The organism is Trinickia sp. (genome assembly GCF_035492435.1).
Classification (GTDB): domain Bacteria; phylum Pseudomonadota; class Gammaproteobacteria; order Burkholderiales; family Burkholderiaceae; genus Trinickia.
This window is the reverse complement of sequence record NZ_DATJJF010000167.1, coordinates 1-19,081: the sequence shown is the minus strand read 5'-3', so window position 1 is coordinate 19,081 and position 19,081 is coordinate 1. Positions and strand designations below refer to the sequence as shown.

The window sequence follows — 19,081 nt, the reverse complement described above, 5'->3', positions numbered from 1 at the left end:
CGCGCCAGCGCGGTTCTCGAGAATGAAGCTCTTCGCGTACTCGCCCGTTTGAATGTCCTTCAGGACGTCCTTCATCACCTTCTTCGTCTCTTCCGTGACGATGCGCGGGCCGGTCACGTACTCACCATACTCGGCGTTGTTCGAGATCGAGTAGTTCATGTTCGCGATGCCGCCCTCGTAGATGAGGTCGACGATGAGCTTCAGCTCGTGCAAGCACTCGAAATAGGCCATCTCAGGCGCGTAGCCCGCTTCGACGAGCGTCTCGAAACCTGCCTTGATCAGATCGACAGCGCCGCCGCACAGTACGGCCTGCTCGCCGAACAAGTCCGTTTCGGTCTCTTCGCGGAAGTTCGTCTCGATGATGCCAGCGCGACCACCGCCGTTTGCCGCGGCGTACGAAAGCGCGATGTCGCGTGCTGCGCCCGACTTGTCTTGTGCAACGGCGATGAGATGCGGCACGCCGCCACCTTGGGAATAAGTGCCCCGCACGGTGTGGCCCGGCGCCTTAGGCGCGATCATGATCACATCGAGATCAGCGCGCGGAATGACCTGACCGTAGTGGACGTTGAAGCCGTGCGCGAATGCGAGCGCGGAGCCTTCCTTGATGTTCGCGTGCACTTCGCTCTTGTACACGTCGGCGATCTGCTCGTCGGGCAGGAGCATCATGACGACGTCCGCGCCCTTCACGGCATCGGCCACTTCCTTCACCGTCAGCCCTGCCTGCTCGGCCTTCTTCCACGATGCGCCGCCGCGACGCAAACCGACCGTCACGCGCACGCCGCTGTCCTTCAGGTTCAGTGCGTGAGCATGGCCTTGCGAGCCGTAGCCGATGATCGTGACGTCCTTGCCTTTGATGAGGGAAAGATCGGCGTCCTTATCGTAGAAAACTTTCATGTTCGTTCCTTAGCTTTAGATTCAGTGAAATTCGCGACTGCGCCCTGCCGGTTAAGTGAAACGTCGGGCTCAAGCGGTGTCACACCTTCAGGATGCGCTCACCGCGGCCGATGCCCGAGCTGCCCGTGCGGACGGTCTCGAGGATGACCGTGCTGTCGAGCGCTTCGATGAACGCATCGAGCTTATCGCTCGCCCCCGTCAGCTCGATCGTGTACGTCTTTTCGGTCACATCGATGATGCGGCCGCGGAAAATGTCCGCCATCCGCTTCATCTCTTCGCGCTCCTTGCCGACCGCCCTGACCTTGATCAGCATCAGCTCGCGTTCAATGTGGGCGCCCTCTGTCAGGTCGACCACCTTGACCACCTCGATCAGGCGGTTCAAATGCTTCGTGATCTGTTCGATCACGTCGTCCGAGCCGATGGAGACGATGGTGAGCCGCGACAGCGATTGGTCCTCGGTCGGCGCCACCGTCAAAGTTTCAATGTTGTAGCCACGCGCGGAAAAGAGACCGACCACGCGCGAAAGCGCGCCCGGTTCGTTTTCCAGCAGGATGGAAATGATGTGTCTCATTACGTGTTTCCCGTTTGTCCAGATGTCGATGCATGCGGTGCCGGCCACCCGCCGTCGCGGCTATCGCCTTTCGTGAAGACGAGCGCAACATGGGATTGAAGCGGGCGGCGCGCGAAGCACCTCTTCTTCTTAGAGGTCTTCCGAGCCGAGCAGCATCTCTGTGATGCCCTTGCCGGCTTGAACCATCGGCCAGACGTTTTCGGTCGGATCGGTCTGGAAATCGAGAAACACGGTGCGATCCTTGAGACGCAGCGCCTCCTTGAGTGCGGGCTCGACATCCGCCGTCTTTTCGACGCGAATGCCGACATGACCATAGGCTTCGGCAAGCTTCACGAAGTCGGGCAGCGCGTCCATGTACGAATGCGAGTAGCGCTTCTTGTACTCGATCTGCTGCCACTGGCGAACCATGCCGAGATAGCGGTTGTTGAGCGAAATGATTTTGACGGGCGTGTCGTATTGCTTGCAGGTCGACAGCTCCTGAATACACATCTGGATGGAGCCCTCGCCCGTGATGCAGACAACGTCCGACTCGGGATACGCCATCTTCACGCCCATCGCGGCCGGCAGACCGAAGCCCATCGTACCGAGGCCGCCCGAATTGATCCAGCGGCGCGGCTGGTCGAAGCGATAGAACTGCGCGGCCCACATCTGGTGCTGGCCGACGTCGGAGCAGACGTAAGCATCGCCGTCCGTCAGCTCCCAAAGCTTTTCGACGACGTACTGAGGCTTGATGATCGTGCTGTCGCGGTCGTACTTGAGGCACGACTTCGCACGCCAGCCCTCGATCTCTTTCCACCATTGCGCAAGCGCCTCTGTGTCCGGCCCTCGCTCGGCATGCTGCAGTTGCTCGATCAGCTCCTTCAACACTTCCTTGACGTCGCCGACGATGGGAATGTCGACCTTCACGCGCTTGCTGATCGAGGAAGGATCGATATCGATGTGGATGATCTTGCGCGGGCGAGCCGAGAAGTGCTCCGGATCGCCGATCACGCGATCGTCAAAGCGCGCACCGATCGCAATGAGCACGTCGCAGTGCTGCATCGCCATGTTGGCTTCATACGTGCCGTGCATGCCGAGCATGCCAAGGAACTTGCTGTCGCTCGCGCGGTAGCCGCCCAAGCCCATCAGCGTATTCGTGACGGGATAGCCGAGCAGATCGGCAAACTGATTCAGTTCGCGCGCCGCCTCGGCGAGGATGATCCCGCCGCCCGTATAGATGTAGGGCCGCTTCGCCGACAAAAGCAGCGCGACAGCCTTGCGGATCTGACCCGAATGCCCTTTTGTCACCGGGTTGTACGAGCGCAGCGAGACGTTTTTCACAAACTCGTACTCGCACGGCGTCTTCGAAATGTCCTTCGGGATGTCCACGAGCACGGGGCCGGGCCGGCCAGTGCGGGCGATGTAGAACGCTTTTTTGATCGTGGCCGCGAGATCGCGCACATCCTTCACCAAGAAGTTGTGCTTCACGCACGGACGCGTGATCCCCACGGTATCGCATTCCTGGAATGCGTCCAGGCCGATCGCGGCCGTCGGCACTTGGCCGCTGATGATGACGAGCGGGATTGAATCCAGATAAGCGGTGGCAATGCCCGTCACCGCATTCGTCACACCAGGACCCGATGTAACGAGACACACGCCAACTTTGCCCGTGGCGCGTGCGTAGCCGTCCGCTGCGTGCACGGCAGCCTGCTCGTGACGCACGAGGACGTGCTGAATCTTGTCCTGCTTATAGAGTTCGTCGTAGATGTACAGCACTGCGCCGCCGGGATATCCCCAAAGCACCTCGACACCCTCGTCGGCCAGCGCGTGCATGAGCACGGTCGCTCCGATCGAGTCGGCTTGTTGAGGACGAGTGGTATCCGACGTGGAGAATTCCGCGCTGGGCATATTCATCATTCACCTTTCGAATTTTCGGCAAAAAATTGATCGGGTGCTCTCTGCCGGGCTTGTGGCTCGGGTTCAAGCGGCGCGTCCAGTTGGCAGGCAGGCCTCTTGGGCCGGCCTCAAAAGAGACAGTCACTTATGTTGCGAACGAAAGACGTTATCCGCTGGCGCGTTGACGGTCAAGCAAAAATTGCAAGGTGCGCCATTTCACAGGCACTTGGCGCCATTGGCTGCGCGAATGTTTAGTCCGCTTATGTCGCGCTCGCGCGCACACGCGGGCGCCTTGCCGATCGGGAAATGCCGCGATTCGGCCATCGAGGGTCGCGTTCGCGCCCCGTCAACTCAAAAAGTTTGCTAGCATCCGCGAGTTTTACGCGTTTTTTTCAATCGATTACGGCGCGCGGCGTATGGGCGCGCTTCCCAACGGATGGCATCAGACAAGGAACTTGCCGACTTCCTGACGAGCGTCGAAAGACGGGCGTTCAAGCAGACCGTTTACGCCGTACGCGACGACGATGCCGCTCTCGACATCGTGCAGGACGCGATGATCCGGCTCGCCGAAAAGTACGGCGATCGCCCGCTCGCCGAGTTGCCGTTGCTGTTTCAGCGTATTCTCCAGAATGTGACGCACGACTATTTTCGTCGGCAAAAAGTGCGCAACACCTGGGTGAGCCTTTTCTCGTCGTTTGGCAGCGGTGAGGATGAGGAATTCGATCCGCTTGAGACAATCGAAGGGGAAAATGGCTCGGAAAGCACCGAGCAGAAGCTCGAGCGCGACCAGGTGCTGGCACTCATCGACGAAGAAGTCCAAAAATTGCCCGCGCGTCAACGCGAGGCGTTTCTCATGCGTTATTGGGAAGATATGGATGTCGCCGAGACCGCGGCAGCAATGGGCTGCTCCGAAGGCAGTGTGAAAACGCACTGCTCGCGGGCCACGCACGCGCTCGCGGCCGCGCTCAAGGCCAAAGGAATCACGCTATGAGGTCCGCTCCCGAAAATACCGAGCTCGAGTTCGCACGAAACGTCTGCCGCGCCCTCGACGAAAACGCGGCAAAGCTGCCCGCCCCGGCGCTGGACAAACTCGCCGCGGCGCGTCGCATCGCGCTCGCACGCAAGAAACCTGAGACCGTTGCCGCGCCGGCATTCGTGCCGCTCTTCGCACCCGCTGGAGCCGTGCGCGCTGGATACGGCCCCGATTCTGGCGAACGGCGCGTTTCGCCGCTGCGCCGGGCGCTGCGCGTCTGGCCGATCCTGGCCCTCGTTGTCGGGGTTGCCGCCGTTGCCTACTGGGAGAACGCTGAGCGCGCCGCGGAGCTTGCGGACATCGATGCCGCCATGCTCAACGACGATCTCCCGCTCAACGCGTATCTCGATCACGGGTTCAACGCGTATCTGTCACGGTCGCGGTAAGCGCATGCGGAGGAGCACGGCGTGAGCTACAAGCGCGGCCTGGCAATCGTGTTCGCGTGCGCGATCGCCTCCGCGGTCGTGTTCGCCGCGACTTACCCCCGGTTTTTCGCACCCCGGCCTGTTTCGCACGTCGGCGGAGCCCCGAGCCCTGCGTCGGCAGCAGCGTCGCCGAGCGCCCCGCTCGCGATTGACTTCCCACCGCTCGTCATCGATCGCAACCCTCTGTCGTGGGCTCATCTCACGCCCAGCCAACATACGGCCCTCGCGCCGTTCGCCGCCGAATGGGACAAGTTTAGCGACGAACGAAAGCGCAAATGGATCCGGATCGCATCAGGTTTCGCGAAGATGCCGCCGGAAAAGCAGAAAGAACTGCACGAAAGAATGGCGGAGTGGGTCAAGATGACGCCCGAAGAGCGACGGGTGGCGCGAGAGAACTACCAAGTCTCGAAAGCCTTGCCGCCGCAGGCGCGCCAAAAGGCGTGGAAGGCGTATCAAGCGCTCTCCCCCGATCAGAAGGCGCGTCTTGCGGCGCTTGAGCGCAAGCGTCGGCCGATCATTGTGAGCGCCCCGCCCTCGGGCGCAAAGAGTGAGATCCGCGGATTGAACCGTCTCGTCGAACCGTCGCAGAGAGCGGCCAGCGTCACGGCTGCCAGTGCCACCGTGCCCACTTCGCCCCTGCCGATCGCCCCGAAGCAGCCGGGCTTACCCCACAGCGCCGTGCCCGCTGCGCCGTCCTCGGCCTCGCCTTCGGACGAGCAGGCCATCTTCAAGGGCGCCTGATCGCCTCACCATGACTGATGTCCATGAGCCTCGGCCAAACTGCCAGATAAGCGCCCAAGCGCCGTCCGCACGGCCGATGGCGCTTGCGACCGATCAAGCGCACACCAGCAACGCCCCCCTACCAGTCGAACAAGAGACGAGTACCGCCGCACCGCCTACCGTGCGCCGGCGGCTCGCCTCGCTCGTCTACGAAGCCGTGCTCCTATTCGGCATCGTGTTTTTTGCCGGCTTCCTTTTCGGCACGCTCACGCAGCAAACGAGCGGCCTTGGACATCGCCAGGCGCTCGCTGCCTGGATCGCGCTTGTCGTTGGTCTTTACTTCGTCTGGTGTTGGACCCACGGTGGCCAGACGCTGCCGATGAAAACCTGGCGGATGCAACTCGTCGACCGGCATGGCCACCCGGTGCGACCGATGCGCGCCGTCGCCCGCTACGTGTTCGCCTGGCTCTGGTTCCTGCCGCCACTCGCCCTGCATCCTTTCTTTCATCTTTCATTGCCCGCCACTCTGGGCGCGGCAGCTGTCTGGTTTGTGCTCTGGGCTGCCACTGCCATGCTGGATCCGCATCGCCAGTTCCCGCACGATCGTCTGGCAGGCACGCGCATCGTCGTCACGCCAGGGCAGCGCTCGCTGTAGGCTCACGCTCGCCATCCTTGATTCCGCGATCCCGTAATAAGAAGTTCTTGTGACTGTCACGGGGCAGTCACGTACGCATGGCGCAATGTACGCATGTACAACTCGTCGCGAGAAGCCATGGACCGCATCCCATCTGCGCCCCCGCTCCTGCGGCAACTCGGTGCCGCGGTCGATGCCGTCCCGTTGCACCCTGCTGCCGGCGGCGAGTCATCGACACTCGAAGGTATGGCGGCACACGTGCCGACATCGCGTGGAGGCCAGCATGATGACGATGAACCCGATCCTCATCGCTATCGCACAATCTGGTTGTCCGACATTCACCTCGGCACAAGCGGCTGCCAGGCGGATTACCTCCTCGATTTTCTGCGTCACAACGACTCCGAATATCTGTATCTCGTTGGCGACATCATCGACGGCTGGCAACTGAAAAAAGGCTGGTACTGGCCGCAAGCGCACAACGACGTCGTGCAGAAGGTATTGCGCAAGGCTCGAAAGGGCACGCAGGTCGTCTATATCCCCGGCAATCACGATGAAGGCGCCCGGCAGTTTTGCGACTTCGCGTTCGGCGATATCCAGGTGCGCGGCGAAGCCTTTCACACAACGCTTTCCGGAAAGCGCCTGTGGGTCGTCCACGGCGATCTCTTCGACGGCGTTATCCAGCACGCAAAGTGGCTCGCGTACCTCGGCGACACGGCCTATACGGCGATCCTCGTCCTCAACCGCTGGTTCAACCGCATTCGCAGCCGCTTTGGTTTCCAGTACTGGTCGCTCTCGCAGTACCTGAAGCATCAGGTCAAGAACGCCGTCAATTTCATCTCGTCATTCGAGCAAGTGATGATTGATGAGGCACGACGGCGCGGCTGCGACGGCGTCGTCTGCGGCCATATTCACAAGGCTGAGATTCGTGAAGTCGACGGCCTCACTTATTGCAACGACGGCGACTGGGTGGAAAGTCTGTCAGCACTCGTCGAAACACACGAAGGCGAACTGCAGCTCGTTTATTGGACAGTGATGCGCTCGCCGCAAGCAGACTCCCGCCAAGCGAAAGTTACCGTCTGAATGTGACGCGGTGACCTGCTGCGTCGCGCCGCGTGAAGGAATCTCCGTTTTTACGCTCGCCCCTATGAGAGAGGTTCTTGCATGAAAATCATGATCGTCACCGACGCGTGGGAGCCACAAGTCAACGGCGTTGTCCGGACACTCAAGAACACCACTCGCGAGCTCACTGCACTCGGGCATCGCGTCGAACTGCTGACGCCGCTCGAATTTCATACGGTGGCCTGCCCCACCTACCCCGAGATCCGGCTCTCGCTGTTTCCCGGAAGGCGTGTTGCCGCGCGCATCGACGAGTTCGCCCCCGATGCGCTGCACATCGCGACGGAGGGGCCGCTCGGGATGGCCGCCCGCCGCTACGCTCTCAAGCGCAACCTGCCCTTCACAACGGCCTATCACACACGTTTTCCCGAATACGTCGAAGCGCGTTTTTCCTTGCCCGCTGCCGTGACTTATCGGTTTCTGCGCTGGTTCCATAAGCCCTCGCGCGCAGTCATGGCGCCGACGCCGGTCGTCAAAGCCGACCTCGAGCGCCACGGATTCAGGGCTGTGGTGCTGTGGTCGCGCGGAGTCGACCTCGACATCTTCCATCCCATGGAGTCGAAGGTCCTCAATACTGCGCACCCGATCTTCCTGTACGTCGGCCGCGTGGCGATCGAGAAAAACGTGGAGGCGTTTCTCGAACTCGACTTGCCGGGATCGAAATGGGTCGCCGGCGAAGGGCCGGCGCTCGCCGAACTCAAGTCGCGCTATCCTGAGGTGAACTACCTCGGGGTGCTGACGCAGGCGGAACTCGCCAAAGTCTACGCGGCCGCTGACGTATTCGTGTTTCCGAGCCGCACCGATACTTTCGGGCTCGTGTTGCTCGAGGCCCTCGCCTGTGGCACGCCCGTCGCAGCCTACCCGGTCACGGGGCCGGTGGATGTACTCGGCAACGGCGGGGCCGGCGCGATGAACGAGGACTTGCGCGAAGCCTGTCTCGATGCGCTCAAGCTCGATCGCGAGCACGCCCGGGCCTGGGCCGAGCGGTTTTCGTGGCGAGCCGCCTCGGAGCAGTTTGCCGCGCATCTGAAACCGCTTGTGCGCGCCCCTTGGCGCGAAGAGAATGCCGCCGCATGAAGCGTGACGAGCCCCACGCAGAATCGGCACGCGCCGCACAACAACGGCGCGGCGAAACGGGCACACAAGCTGTGCACGGCTCTCGTGCATCCGCCGGCGGCGAGGATGTGCACGAGCCGGAGCCGTTAGGGCCCGACGATCCGCTCGCCCCTCTTCCGTTCAACCCGTACAAGGGCAACCGGGGTCCCACTCGCGCCTGGCATGCCCTCAAGAATTCTGCACACGGCTTTCGCGTGGCAATTCGCGAGGAGAGCGCGTTTCGCCAGGAGCTCACACTGGCCGCACTGCTCGTGCCGAGCGGCGCACTCGTGCCCGTGGATGCCGTCTCGCACGTGCTCCTGATCGGTTCCGTCCTCATCGTACTGATTGTCGAGTTGCTGAACTCGAGCGTCGAAGCGGCCATCGACCGCATTTCCCTCGAGCGCCACGAGCTGTCGCGGCGCGCGAAGGATCTAGGCAGCGCCGCCGTGACCGTCGCGCTCGCAACCTGCCTTCTGACCTGGGTTCTCATCGCCGGCCCCCTGCTGCTCGCGTGGCTCGAGCGTCTGGCAAGCCATCGCTAAACCCGGGCGCGCCAAACGGTGCTTGGGCTTAGCACATGGCCCAGGCGATGACCTTCGGTCGCCTGCTCCATGAAAACCCTAGACTGGTCAATAAATCCAAACCACGGGTTTATAATCGGCTTACTACATTCCAGAGAGACAACCACGCCGGGCTGAGGCAACGCAGCGTCGCCGGCCGGCGTGACACACAGGGCCGGACGATATGGAAGCAAAAACTCCCCGCCGCACCCGAGAACGGATCCTCGAGCTGTCGTTGAAGCTCTTCAACGAAATCGGCGAGCCGAATGTCACGACGACTACCATCGCCGAAGAAATGGAGATCAGCCCCGGCAATCTCTATTACCATTTTCGCAACAAAGACGACATTATCAACAGCATCTTTGCGCAGTTCGAGCACTCGATCGAGAAGCGCCTCCGGTTGCCGGAGAACCATCGTCCGACGATTGACGAGACATGGTCCTATCTCCAGTACATGGCCGACTTCATGTGGCAATATCGCTTTCTTTATCGCGATCTCAACGATTTGCTCGCGCGCAATCGCACGCTCGAGACGCATTTCAAGCAGATCATCAGCCACAAGGTGCGCTTCGCGCAGGAAATGTGCGAGCTGCTTGTTGCCGACGGCGAGATGGTCGCAACGCCTGAGGAAATCCAGGTGATCGCGACGAACATGGGTGTCGTGGCCACCTACTGGCTCTCGTATCAATTTGTCATGCATCCACGCAAGTACAACGATCAAGAAGCGATTCGCGAAGAACTGCATCAAGTGAGCGTTCACGTCGTTTCGATGATGGCGCCCTATCTGCGCGGCCGTTCGCGGCAGATTTTCGACGATCTCGTCTCCGGCAAGTTTGAGCAGCGCGAGTTCCACGCCTACCTGCCTGTACGCGACAGTGTCCTCAAGGTGACGGCCAAGGGCATGCAGTCTTGAAAGCCATTTGCGTCTACTGCGGCTCGTCGCTCGGCGTCAAGCCTATCTATGCAGAAGCTGCGCGTGCCTTCGGCCGCGCCCTCGTCGAGGCCGGCAGCACGCTCGTCTACGGTGGCGGGCGCCTTGGGCTCATGGGTATCGTGGCCGACGAGGTGCTTAAGGCCGGTGGGAAAGCCATCGGCATTATTCCGAAGCTGCTTGTCGAAAAGGAAGTCAGCCATGCGGGGCTGACTGAACTGCACGTGGTGCCGGACATGCACCAGCGCAAGAAGATGATGGCCGACTTGTCCGACGCGTTTGTCGCTTTGCCGGGCGGCGCGGGCACACTCGAGGAGCTGTTCGAGGTGTACACCTGGGCTCAGCTCGGCTATCACGCCAAGCCGATTGGGCTTCTCGATGTCGCCGGCTACTATGCACCGCTCATCGGCATGCTCGAACATACCGTCAGCGAGGGTTTCATGCAGCAGCATTCATTCGAGATGCTGCAAATCGATGCCGAGGCCACTTCACTCATCGACAAGCTGAGGAGCTATCGTGCGTCCGGTTTGAATAAATGGAAAAGCAAGCGCGAGGCGGTCTGAATCAGAATGACGAGCCGGGCTCAAGCAGAAAAGCCCGCTCCTCGTCGGTCGAGTGCCTGCCGAGCACCGCGTTGCGATGGGGAAAGCGCCCGAAACGGGCAATGATCTCCTCATGCCGGCGTGCATAGCCGAGATGCCCGCGCAATCCCGTTTCCCTCTCCAATGCCTCGAATAGCTGTACCGAGCGCGCCTGGCTTTCGGATGATTCGTCGTGTTCGAACGGCATGTAGACGAACACCCGGTGGCACGGCGATGGCAAGCTAAGGTCTGCTTTCGAATCGACCATCCGGCATGCCACCGCGAGTGCTCGCGCGTCGCCCGCGAACGCTTCGGGTTGAGCGCGATGAATGTTGCGCGAAAACTGGTCGAGCACGACGACCAAGGCCAGTGCGCCCAACGCCGAACGCGACCAGCCGTCACAAGCGCCACGCCGCGCTGCCTCAAGCGTAGTCAGGAAGCGCGCGCGCAGCACCGCATCAAACGCCTCGTCGCCTCGGAACCACTCACGCCACACCTTGCCGAATCGCGGGGCGTCCGGCTCGCCGAACCAGAAATCGAGCACTTCTCGCGCGCCCGGATCAAGCGCACGGTAATCGGCCGCAAGTTCTGGCGCAAGATGCGCCACGGCGCTTTCCGGCAAAGCACCGTCGCTCGCACCTGCCGTCATTACGCAAGCTCCAGCACGAGGCGCCGCGTGCGGGCGCTTTTCTTCTCCAACTTCGCGACCCGCAGCGCACCAATTTCCGCTGTGTTTCGCACGTGCGTGCCGCCGCACGGCTGCAAATCCACGTCATCAATGCGCAAGAGCCGAACGCGCCCGAGCCCCATCGGCGGTTTGACGCTCATGGTACGCACGAGCTCAGGCCGCGCGGCCATCGCTTCGTCGGTAATCCATTCGGTGCCGACGTGGTGCTGCCCCGCAACAAACGCCGCAAGCCGCGTCTCCACGAACTCGCGCTCAATCGGCTCAACAGTCGCGAAATCGAGCCGCGCATACTCGGCTGTGATGCTGCAGCCGTCGACCGGATACGGCAAGACCGCACACATCAGATGACTCGCCGTGTGTAGCCGCATGTGCCGGTAGCGGCGCACCCAGTCGATTTCCGCCAACACAGATTCACCTGCGCCTAATCGGGCCAGCAACGCTTCCTGGCCTGCCGCCGGCACATGCAGCGCATCGTCGGGCGAGGCCCCCTCAAACTTCGCCTTGCGCGTGTCGGCGATCTCGATACGCGTGCCGTCGACGAGCACCAGCGCCCCCGTGTCGCCCGCCTGACCACCGCCCAATGGATAGAAAACGGTCCGATCGAGCAGAATGCCTTCATTGCCGATTGCCGTAATCGTCGCCTCGCAGCGGGTCAAATAAGCGTCTTCACGGAACAGCGCTTGTGTCGTCATTTTCGGTTCCTCGTGGTGTGTGATCATCGGTCCGCCCTCGAGTGCCGCCCCAAAGGGCTCGCTCTCGTCACTGCGGACGAATTGATTGGCTGAATCGAATTGCGCGGCCTGTTTCAGCCGCTGCGTCACGCGTCGGGAACGGCGGCTTTCTAACATGTGGCGTGTGGCCGCGTACGGCCTCCGACGGCGCGAACGCCTTAACCGCTAGGAAGCCGATGACATCTACCTGCTGCCGCGCGCCACCATGAACTCGAGCGCCCCACGCCATATTAAATGCTCAATCGAGTTGCAGCTTTCCGCGCACTGTCGCGAACGCAACGTCCGATCAGTCTAAGCGCATTCGTCGGGGTAGCAATTTCAAGGCGGCCGCTTTCGCCAGGAAGGGGGCCGCGAAAGCAAGTCACTTCGTCTTCCAATCGACGGCTAAGTGTCCTAATGTGAGTTGAGCCTGCCTGCTTCGAGACTGGCTAAGAAGGCGCGCGGATAAGTCGATCCAACGATTTTCCACAGAGTTGATGCACGCTTGTTGCTCGCGTCATCGTCGGGTTCCGCGCACGCACGCATGACTCATCACTGGTGCGCCGTACGTGGTGACGTTTGTGCAGAGGACATCAAGGTCCTGAAGCAGCCGTCTGATGCGAAGCCGCCGTGCGAGAAGTCCAGCGACCGGCACGCCATAGAGACATTGACGTCGGCGCCACGCAAGGTCGATGTTGTGGCAAGAAAAAATATAAAGAAAGAAACGCGAAGGCGCTGCCCAATCCCACTTTCAGCCGTGATTTGTTCGGCGAACCTTGAGCCAGAAGGAGCTAGTCCATGAGCGATCTAGTCGTTGTGAGCTTCCGGGATGAAGAAACGGCCGACCACGTGCTGAACAAATTACAGGAAATGCAAAAGGAGCATCTCCTCGACCTCGAAGACGCCTGTGTGTTGGTTCGTGACAGCAAAGGCAAAGTGCATTTGAAGCAGGCCGTCGATCTCGTCAAGATCGGTGCGCTCCGCGGTGCGACATGGGGCGTCATGTTCGGCACGCTCGTCGGGCTGCTGTTGCTCAACCCCCTCGCAGGACTCGCGACGGGCGCCGTTGTCGGCGCGGGAACGGGGGCGCTATCAGGTGCGCTATCGGATTACGGCATCGACGATACTTTCATGCGCTCAATGGGCGCGAAGATCGAAGTCGGTTCGTCCGCGATCTTCGTCCTCGTGCGCCGCGTCAATTTCGACAAGGTGCTGCCAGAGCTGAAACCCTTCGGCGGAACGATACTGAAGACCTCGCTCACGAATGACCAAGAGGAACGTCTGCGGAAAGCGCTCGATAATTTCGGCAGCCCTGGCGCAACGGCCTCTTGACGGCAGCCACCGCATCATTTTTTCCTGACGGGCCGCGGCGAGCCCGCAACACGGCATGATGGCGCGCATGTCGACATTCGAGCGTCCTGATGCACGGTGCCGTCGCCGCGGCGAATGCTTTCTACGCACAGGCCGGACGGCGAACGCAGTTCGGCGGTAAGTGCACTGTTTCGGGCGCCGGGATGGGTGTTCGCCGCGTCCGTCGATCCGGAGGCAGGTGTGACCGATCCGTCCGTTGCTTCTAATGAATCAGGCCGTGGCCGCCCTCTGCTAGTCGATCTCGCGCTACAAGGCGGCGGCTCGCATGGGGCGTTCACGTGGGGCGTGCTCGACAGGCTGCTCGAAGAGTCGCGATTGCAAATCGAAGGCATATCCGGCACGTCGGCGGGCGCGATGAATGCGGCCGTACTCGTGAGCGGCTTCGAGCATGGCGGTCGGGAAGGCGCACGTACGGCGCTCGAGCACTTCTGGCGGCGCGTATCGGATGCCGCCGTTTTGAGCCCGTTCCAGCGAACTCCGCTCGACCAAATTTCCGGGCGATGGACGCTCGATCATTCACCGATATTTCTCGCGATGGACATGATCGCGCGGATGGTTTCACCCTACGACCTCAATCCGACGTTGGTCAACCCGCTGCACAGCATTCTGGCTGAAAGCATCGACTTTGACGCCGTGCGTTCCTCGCGCATCGGGCTGTTCATCACGGCGACGCATGTGTGCACCGGCCAGGGCCATGTGTTTCGCAACTTCGAACTCAAGCCCGAAGTGCTGCTTGCGTCGGCCTGTCTGCCGACGTTATTCAAAGCCGTCGAGATCGACGGCGAACCTTATTGGGATGGGGGCTACGCGGGCAATCCGACGATCACGCCGCTAATCCGAGAGACAAATTCGGTCGATACATTGATCGTGCAGGTCAATCCCATCGAACGGCCGGATGCGCCGCGCTCGGCTCGCGATATCATCAGCCGGCTCAACGAAGTCGCTTTCAACGCGCCTTTGCTGAAGGAGTTGCGCATGATCGCGCTGCTGCACAAGCTCGCCGACCCCGGCAACGACGAAGGGCGACGCTGGGCGACCATGCGCATCCACAGAATTGCGAGCCCGATGATGGCGTCGCTCGGCTATTCGTCGAAGCTCAATGCCGAATGGCGCTTTCTCACGATGCTGCGCGACGAAGGACGCCGCGCCACGCAGGCGTTTCTCGACGAACATGGCGGCGCCCTAGGCCAGCGCTCGTCGCTCGACCTCGATACGCTGCTTGACGGAATCCTCCATTGAGCTCCGTCGCTGTCGTCCGCGGCACTCAGCGTTGGGCTCGCAGGCATGCTGGCAAGTCTCGGGCTGCTGATCTGGTTCGCCTATCGCGGCTGGAGCGTGCTGCTGCTCGCGCCCATTGAGGCGATGCTGACCGCGCTCGTGTCCGGCGAGCCTGTGCTTGCGCATTAGACGCAGACGTTCATGTCGGCAGCCGCACGATTCCCTGCGCAATTCTTTCCGCTATTTCTGCTCGGCGCGCTGGGATTTAACGTCGGTTGACCATCCAGTCGGCCGTGTCAAAAAACGCCTTCATCAAGCGTTCGCGCAACAGTTGCGCCAAGCCGACGTCCTCCATCGCACAGGCCATGCACCGCAGCCACTGGTCACGCTCGGATGACCCAATGGCGAATGGCAAATGGCGCGCGCGCAGCCGCGGATGGCCGAAGCGCTCGATATAGTGATCGGGGCCTCCCAGCCAGCCGCACAGAAACCAGAACAGCTTGTCGCGCGAGCCGTCGAGCGTTGGCGGGTGCAGCGCACGGATGCCGGCAAATTCGGACTCGAGGTCCATCAGATCGTAGAAACGGTCGACAAGTTCGCGCACGCGCGCCTCGCCGCCGACGAGCTCAAATGCGCTCGATTGGGACGGTGTGCCGCCCTCAGTGGAATCGGTCATAGTCAGTCTGAAGATTATGCGTCGCGCAACGACTGCCCGGCCGGCCGTGAAAGCACGCGTCTCAAGCCAAGCCAGCCGCCGATGCCGGCACATGTCATACCCGCTGCGATGCCTGCCGGCAGCAGCCACGGATCGAAGTCGAGATAAAAGTCGAAGACGCGCGTCGCGATCACCGCGCCGAGTGTCTGCGAACCAATCGCCGCCATCGCGCCAGCGAGGGCGCCGACGACAGCGAACTCGGCGAACTGCACGGCGCGCACTTGGCGATGCGATGCGCCCAGCGCCCGCAGGAGAGCCGACTCTTTCATCCGCTCGTCGCGCGTGCCGGCGAGCGCCGCGTACAGCACGAGTACGCCGGCCGCGAGCGTGAACGCAAAAAGAAACTGCACGGCACCAATCACCTGCTCGAGTACCCGCTGAATTTGCGCGAGAATCGGCCCGACGTCGATCGCCGTCACGTTCGGATGTGCGGCGACAAGGCCGTCAAGCATCGCGCGGCGCTCCGCCGGCAAATGGAAGCTTGTGATGTAGCTTGCCGGAAAGCCCTGCAAGGCAGCGGGCGGCATCAGCACAAAAAAGTTGACGTTGAATGAGCCCCAGTCGAGCTTGCGTATGCTCGTCACCGGGGCGTCGATCGTCAAGCCTGTCACGTCGAAGCGCAGGACATCGCCGAGCCGGATACCGAGGAGCTTTGCAAGCCCCTCTTCGATCGAGATCTCGGGCCGCTCGGTGTCGCCATACCATTGCCCAGCGACGATCCGGTTGTCACTGGGCATGCTCGTCGTGTAGGACAGATTGAACTCTCGGTCGACAAGCCGGCGCGCCTGCTCGTCCTTGTACGCGCCAGGATCGACGGGTTTGCCGCCGATGGCGATGAGCCGGCCGCGCACCATCGGCTCCAGCTTAACGTGCAAGTCGTGTGCGGCGAGATACTCGGCCACGGCCTGGCGCTCGTCGGGCTGAATATCGATGAGAAACTCGTTTGGCGCATCCGGCGGCGTCGATCTTTCCCACCCGGCGACCAGATCGTTGCGCGTGATCGCGAGCAGAAGCAGGCATGTGAGACCGATGGCGAGCGCCGTGATCTGCAGTGCGCTCGCGAGGCCGCGCCGCTCGAGCGAGGCCAGTGCATAGCGCCAGCCGACACCGGCGGCAAGGCGCGCTCCGCCCCGTTCGCTGCGCGCAAGACGGGAAGCCGCCCAGAGCGCGGCGCGCGCGACGCCGGCAAAGATGACAAGGGCCGCCGCGAATCCACCCGCAACAATGCCACCGAGCTTCAGTTCGCCCGCCGCCAACACGAGCAGCACACCGAAGAGCCCGATGCCGACTGCATAGGCGGACCACGCGACGCGGGCCTCACCGCCCCACTCCCGTCGCAGCACCCGCACCGGGGGCACGCGCGTGAGCGGCAAAAGCGGCGGCAAAGCAAAGCCGAAGAGCAGGACCAGGGCAGCCGCCATGCCTTCGAACGCAGGCAGCGGGCCGGGCTGCGGCAGCTCGACGCCGATCAGCTGTCCGAGCCAAGCCAGCAGCGCGTAATGCCCCGCGTAGCCGAGGGCAACGCCCACGAGCCCCGAGGCGACGGCCACGACGAGGAACTCCAATGCGATGAGCGCGCGCAGTGCCCCTTCGGCAAGCCCGAGGCAGCGCATCACCGCACAGCTGTCGAGATGCCGTCGCGTGTAGCGATGCGCGGCCATCGCAATCGCAACCGCGGCAAGCAGGGCTGTCAGCAAAGAGACGAGCCGCAGAAAGTGGCCGGCGCGATCGAGCGTCTCGCGCACCTGCGGCTGCCCATCCTCCAGCGATTCCAGCGCAACGCCCCGCAGGCGGCCGCCGTCGACGCGCTCATGCGCAAAGCGCGAGAAACGCGCGACGGTTGCGTCGGAGCCGGCGACGAGCAGGCGATACGTGACGCGGCTGCCGTAGCCGATGAGCCCCGTCGATGCCAAATCGTCGGCGCGCATCATCACGCGCGGTGAAAAATTGACAAAGCTGAAGCCGCGATCGAGTTCACGCGTAATGACCGCGGCGATTGTGAAGGTGCGATCGCCGAGTGTGATGCGATCGCCCACACGCGCGTGAAGCGCGTTCAGCATCTGCGCATCGACCCACACCGTGCCGGACAGGGGAATACCGTCCGCAGCGCGATCAGGTGCATCGGGCGCTGCCGCAATTCGCACCGCGCCGCGCAGCGGATATCCGGACGACACAGCTTTGACCGCCGCGAGCCGCACGCCCACCCCAGTGCCTTGCCCGTCGGCAGACCCTGTCGGCCCGGCGAGTCCCACCATGCTCGGAAAGATGCTGGTGGTCGCCGTCTTCAAACCGAGCGTATGAGCTTCATCGGCAAAAGAATGATCGACAGGGTGATCGGCCCGCACCACGAAGTCGGCCGCGATCATGCGGCGTGCATCGCGCTCGAGCCCCTGCTGAAGGCGGTCGGCCAGAAAAGCGACGCTCGAAAGCGCCGCTACGGCCAGTACCAGCGCAAGGACGAGCATGGAAAGCTCGCCCGCGCGCCAGTCGCGCAGGGTCATACGCGCTGCCTGCCGTATGAGATCGAAAGCCGCCATCGGACGGCGAGTGTGTGTAGCCGCGCCCCTCAATCCCGCTTGCTCCCGAGCGAGGTCAACCGTGAGCCCATATGCGCGGCGATACCGCGATAGCCGCCCTGCACGCCCCGCCACAGGCGCGGCAGCGCCCAGCCCGAGAAGACCAGAAAGACGACCATGAGGGCCAAAAAGGCCAGCGGCATGAAAAGCGCGATCGCAAGACCGACGCCGACGAGCAGGTCTTCGGTTGCCGAAGCAATCCAGTTCGAGATCGGCTCCGGTGACAGATTGATGAGTGCCCGCGTGCCCGCCTTGGTCAGGTGCGCGGATCCCGCCAGCGTGCCGCCTGCAAGCGCGGCCAACGTCATGAGCGTGGGATCGGCGTGGCCGAGTGCACCCGCCGCAAGCAGCGCCCCCGCGGGGATACGGATGAAAGTATGGATGGCGTCCCAGAGCGAATCGAACGCCGGGATGCGGTCCGCGAAGAACTCCGCGACGGCGAGCAGCGCCGCCGCTCCGATCACCCACGGGGACGAGAGCACTTGCAGCGAGGCGGGCAGATGAATAATCTCAAGGCGCGCGAGCACGCCGGCGAGGAGCACCGTCAGATAGAGCCGCAGGCCGCTGGCCCAAGAAAGACCAGCGCCTAGCGAAAGTGCGTCGAGCATCGCCACTCCTTTTCAGCCTTTGCGCACGTGCCGACGAACACTCATCCATCGTGCGGCTTTGTCCCATTATAGACATGCCTCCGAATGTGCCGCTTGGGAGCACGCAGCGCAGTTTGGGCGCACGCGGCGGGGAAACGAGCTTTCGGCATGCGGCGGCCCCATGCATCGCTCAAGCGCCGGCGGCACCCATGCTGCACAAAAGTGGCAAGGAGGCGGTGCACGTTCGGTATCAGACGAGCGGCAACGTCCTAGCGCAAGACGCGTCGCGGGACGAAATCGACTTCACCTGCCGAAGCACGCGACCGAGAATTCACAGTGGCAGCGAATGCAACCATTTGGGATGCCGCACCACCAAGTTTGTTCGTGGCTAACGCAAGGCTCACGGCAATCGCACGTTGTTGCGGCGTGGCGTTCTGCGGCTCTGGCAGTAGTTCCACCGACACGCGGTGGATGTCGTCGGAAAACCGCTGCATACCCTATCGATTGCGAGAGGCGATATATGAGTGCTGCAACGGGACGAAATAGGTTGTGGGAGGCATGCGAGTGGCAGCCGTTGCGGCTACCTTGCGCGTTAAGGAGATGAACCCAGCCCCAGACTGCGTCCGCAAGCGAAATTCGGGCGCGGGCAGGCTGCGTCACTCGCCGAGGTAGGCGGCGCGCACCTTGGGGTCGTCGAGCATATGCTTCGCATTGCCCGACATCGTGATCGTGCCGGAATCCATCACGTAGCCGCGATTGGCCGCTTGCAGCGCGAGCC

At 62.4% G+C, this 19,081-nt stretch carries 19 protein-coding genes and 2 pseudogenes; 12 read left to right on the top strand and 9 right to left on the bottom strand.

The window, feature by feature from the left end; translation table 11 throughout:
* From ilvC to VL598_RS12370, 3 genes are all read right to left on the bottom strand, one after another.
* On the bottom strand, positions 1-894 hold an 894-nt coding region (ilvC, locus tag VL598_RS12380; protein WP_325327014.1), incomplete at its 3' end, for a ketol-acid reductoisomerase.
* Positions 895-973: 79 nt separating this feature from the next.
* Entirely contained in the window at positions 974-1,465 is a 492-nt protein-coding gene (gene ilvN, locus VL598_RS12375; protein WP_325327013.1) for an acetolactate synthase small subunit, read from the bottom strand.
* Between the two features lie 129 nt (positions 1,466-1,594).
* The gene (locus VL598_RS12370; protein ID WP_325327016.1) at positions 1,595-3,358 is read right to left on the bottom strand and encodes an acetolactate synthase 3 catalytic subunit; all 1,764 of its coding nucleotides are present in this window, start codon (positions 3,356-3,358) and stop codon (positions 1,595-1,597) included.
* 418 nt (positions 3,359-3,776) lie between these two features.
* Between VL598_RS12370 and VL598_RS12365 the strand changes: the two genes are divergently transcribed.
* The 9 genes from VL598_RS12365 to VL598_RS12325 all read left to right on the top strand — a co-directional run bounded on the left by VL598_RS12365 (position 3,777) and on the right by VL598_RS12325 (position 10,420).
* Entirely contained in the window at positions 3,777-4,331 is a 555-nt protein-coding gene (locus VL598_RS12365; protein ID WP_325327012.1) for an RNA polymerase sigma factor, read from the top strand.
* The gene (locus VL598_RS12360) at positions 4,328-4,759 is read left to right on the top strand and encodes a DUF3619 family protein (RefSeq protein ID WP_325327011.1); all 432 of its coding nucleotides are present in this window, start codon (positions 4,328-4,330) and stop codon (positions 4,757-4,759) included. Before VL598_RS12365 ends, VL598_RS12360 begins: the two co-directional genes overlap by 4 nt.
* 21 nt (positions 4,760-4,780) lie before the next feature.
* A complete protein-coding gene (locus VL598_RS12355) occupies positions 4,781-5,539 on the top strand; it encodes a DUF3106 domain-containing protein (RefSeq protein WP_325327010.1) in 759 nt (252 codons plus the stop codon).
* A gap of 76 nt (positions 5,540-5,615) precedes the next feature.
* Complete coding sequence (locus VL598_RS12350; RefSeq protein WP_325327009.1) at positions 5,616-6,173, top strand: RDD family protein; 558 nt, start codon at positions 5,616-5,618, stop codon at positions 6,171-6,173.
* A 117-nt stretch (positions 6,174-6,290) separates the two neighbouring features.
* Positions 6,291-7,232 (top strand): UDP-2,3-diacylglucosamine diphosphatase, encoded by a 942-nt coding sequence (locus VL598_RS12345; RefSeq protein ID WP_325327008.1) that lies wholly within the window; start codon positions 6,291-6,293, stop codon positions 7,230-7,232.
* A gap of 81 nt (positions 7,233-7,313) precedes the next feature.
* The gene (locus VL598_RS12340) at positions 7,314-8,345 is read left to right on the top strand and encodes a glycosyltransferase family 1 protein (protein ID WP_325327007.1); all 1,032 of its coding nucleotides are present in this window, start codon (positions 7,314-7,316) and stop codon (positions 8,343-8,345) included.
* Positions 8,342-8,908: a diacylglycerol kinase gene (locus VL598_RS12335; protein WP_325327006.1), complete on the top strand. Its 567-nt coding sequence runs from the start codon at positions 8,342-8,344 to the stop codon at positions 8,906-8,908. The genes VL598_RS12340 and VL598_RS12335 overlap by 4 nt, the downstream gene beginning before the upstream one ends.
* 202 nt (positions 8,909-9,110) lie before the next feature.
* Entirely contained in the window at positions 9,111-9,839 is a 729-nt protein-coding gene (locus VL598_RS12330) for a TetR/AcrR family transcriptional regulator (protein ID WP_325327005.1), read from the top strand.
* Positions 9,836-10,420: a TIGR00730 family Rossman fold protein gene (locus VL598_RS12325; RefSeq protein WP_325327004.1), complete on the top strand. Its 585-nt coding sequence runs from the start codon at positions 9,836-9,838 to the stop codon at positions 10,418-10,420. The genes VL598_RS12330 and VL598_RS12325 overlap by 4 nt, the downstream gene beginning before the upstream one ends.
* A gap of 1 nt (position 10,421) precedes the next feature.
* Here VL598_RS12325 and VL598_RS12320 read toward each other — a convergent pair whose 3' ends face one another.
* Entirely contained in the window at positions 10,422-11,087 is a 666-nt protein-coding gene (locus VL598_RS12320) for a DUF924 family protein (RefSeq protein ID WP_325327003.1), read from the bottom strand.
* Positions 11,087-11,818, bottom strand: a complete 732-nt coding sequence (locus VL598_RS12315; protein ID WP_325327015.1) for an alanyl-tRNA editing protein — start codon at positions 11,816-11,818, stop codon at positions 11,087-11,089. Before VL598_RS12315 ends, VL598_RS12320 begins: the two co-directional genes overlap by 1 nt.
* 816 nt (positions 11,819-12,634) lie before the next feature.
* On the opposite strand from VL598_RS12315, the gene VL598_RS12310 reads away from it, so the two are divergent.
* From VL598_RS12310 to VL598_RS12300, 3 genes and pseudogenes are all read left to right on the top strand, one after another.
* A complete protein-coding gene (locus tag VL598_RS12310; RefSeq protein WP_325327002.1) occupies positions 12,635-13,168 on the top strand; it encodes a DUF1269 domain-containing protein in 534 nt (177 codons plus the stop codon).
* A 114-nt stretch (positions 13,169-13,282) separates the two neighbouring features.
* Positions 13,283-14,446, top strand: a complete 1,164-nt coding sequence (locus tag VL598_RS12305; protein WP_325327001.1) for a patatin-like phospholipase family protein — start codon at positions 13,283-13,285, stop codon at positions 14,444-14,446.
* Between the two features lie 45 nt (positions 14,447-14,491).
* Positions 14,492-14,686, top strand: a pseudogene (locus VL598_RS12300) (GntP family permease); the annotation flags it as partial.
* A gap of 4 nt (positions 14,687-14,690) precedes the next feature.
* On the opposite strand, the gene VL598_RS12295 reads toward VL598_RS12300, so the two are convergent.
* The 4 genes and pseudogenes from VL598_RS12295 to VL598_RS12280 all read right to left on the bottom strand — a co-directional run.
* Positions 14,691-15,101 carry a group II truncated hemoglobin gene (locus VL598_RS12295; RefSeq protein WP_325327000.1) on the bottom strand — a complete coding sequence of 137 codons (411 nt, stop codon included), beginning with the start codon at positions 15,099-15,101 and terminating at the stop codon, positions 14,691-14,693.
* Positions 15,102-15,115: 14 nt separating this feature from the next.
* Positions 15,116-17,677, bottom strand: coding sequence for an ABC transporter permease (locus tag VL598_RS12290; RefSeq protein ID WP_414718711.1), 2,562 nt, complete (start codon positions 17,675-17,677; stop codon positions 15,116-15,118).
* A 29-nt stretch (positions 17,678-17,706) separates the two neighbouring features.
* On the bottom strand, positions 17,707-18,324 hold the full coding sequence (locus VL598_RS12285) for a DUF4126 domain-containing protein (RefSeq protein ID WP_325326998.1): 618 nt from the start codon (positions 18,322-18,324) through the stop codon (positions 17,707-17,709).
* A gap of 635 nt (positions 18,325-18,959) precedes the next feature.
* Positions 18,960-19,081: pseudogene (locus VL598_RS12280) on the bottom strand (ABC transporter ATP-binding protein); the annotation flags it as partial.

Bases quoted from the DNA above. Each gene is read 5' to 3' on its own strand.
- VL598_RS12310 (WP_325327002.1), top strand. From the start codon at position 12,635: ATGAGCGATCTAGTCGTTGTGAGCTTCCGGGATGAAGAAACGGCCGAC.
- VL598_RS12365 (WP_325327012.1), top strand. From the start codon at position 3,777: ATGGCATCAGACAAGGAACTTGCCGACTTCCTGACGAGCGTCGAAAGA.
- VL598_RS12330 (WP_325327005.1), top strand. From the start codon at position 9,111: ATGGAAGCAAAAACTCCCCGCCGCACCCGAGAACGGATCCTCGAGCTG.
- VL598_RS12320 (WP_325327003.1), bottom strand. From the start codon at position 11,087: ATGACGGCAGGTGCGAGCGACGGTGCTTTGCCGGAAAGCGCCGTGGCG.
- VL598_RS12350 (WP_325327009.1), top strand. From the start codon at position 5,616: ATGGCGCTTGCGACCGATCAAGCGCACACCAGCAACGCCCCCCTACCA.
- VL598_RS12340 (WP_325327007.1), top strand. From the start codon at position 7,314: ATGAAAATCATGATCGTCACCGACGCGTGGGAGCCACAAGTCAACGGC.
- VL598_RS12295 (WP_325327000.1), bottom strand. From the start codon at position 15,101: ATGACCGATTCCACTGAGGGCGGCACACCGTCCCAATCGAGCGCATTT.
- VL598_RS12370 (WP_325327016.1), bottom strand. From the start codon at position 3,358: ATGAATATGCCCAGCGCGGAATTCTCCACGTCGGATACCACTCGTCCT.
- VL598_RS12290 (WP_414718711.1), bottom strand. From the start codon at position 17,677: ATGGCGGCTTTCGATCTCATACGGCAGGCAGCGCGTATGACCCTGCGC.
- VL598_RS12360 (WP_325327011.1), top strand. From the start codon at position 4,328: ATGAGGTCCGCTCCCGAAAATACCGAGCTCGAGTTCGCACGAAACGTC.
- ilvN (WP_325327013.1), bottom strand. From the start codon at position 1,465: ATGAGACACATCATTTCCATCCTGCTGGAAAACGAACCGGGCGCGCTT.
- VL598_RS12335 (WP_325327006.1), top strand. From the start codon at position 8,342: ATGAAGCGTGACGAGCCCCACGCAGAATCGGCACGCGCCGCACAACAA.
- VL598_RS12345 (WP_325327008.1), top strand. From the start codon at position 6,291: ATGGACCGCATCCCATCTGCGCCCCCGCTCCTGCGGCAACTCGGTGCC.
- VL598_RS12305 (WP_325327001.1), top strand. From the start codon at position 13,283: ATGCTTTCTACGCACAGGCCGGACGGCGAACGCAGTTCGGCGGTAAGT.
- VL598_RS12285 (WP_325326998.1), bottom strand. From the start codon at position 18,324: ATGCTCGACGCACTTTCGCTAGGCGCTGGTCTTTCTTGGGCCAGCGGC.
- VL598_RS12315 (WP_325327015.1), bottom strand. From the start codon at position 11,818: ATGACGACACAAGCGCTGTTCCGTGAAGACGCTTATTTGACCCGCTGC.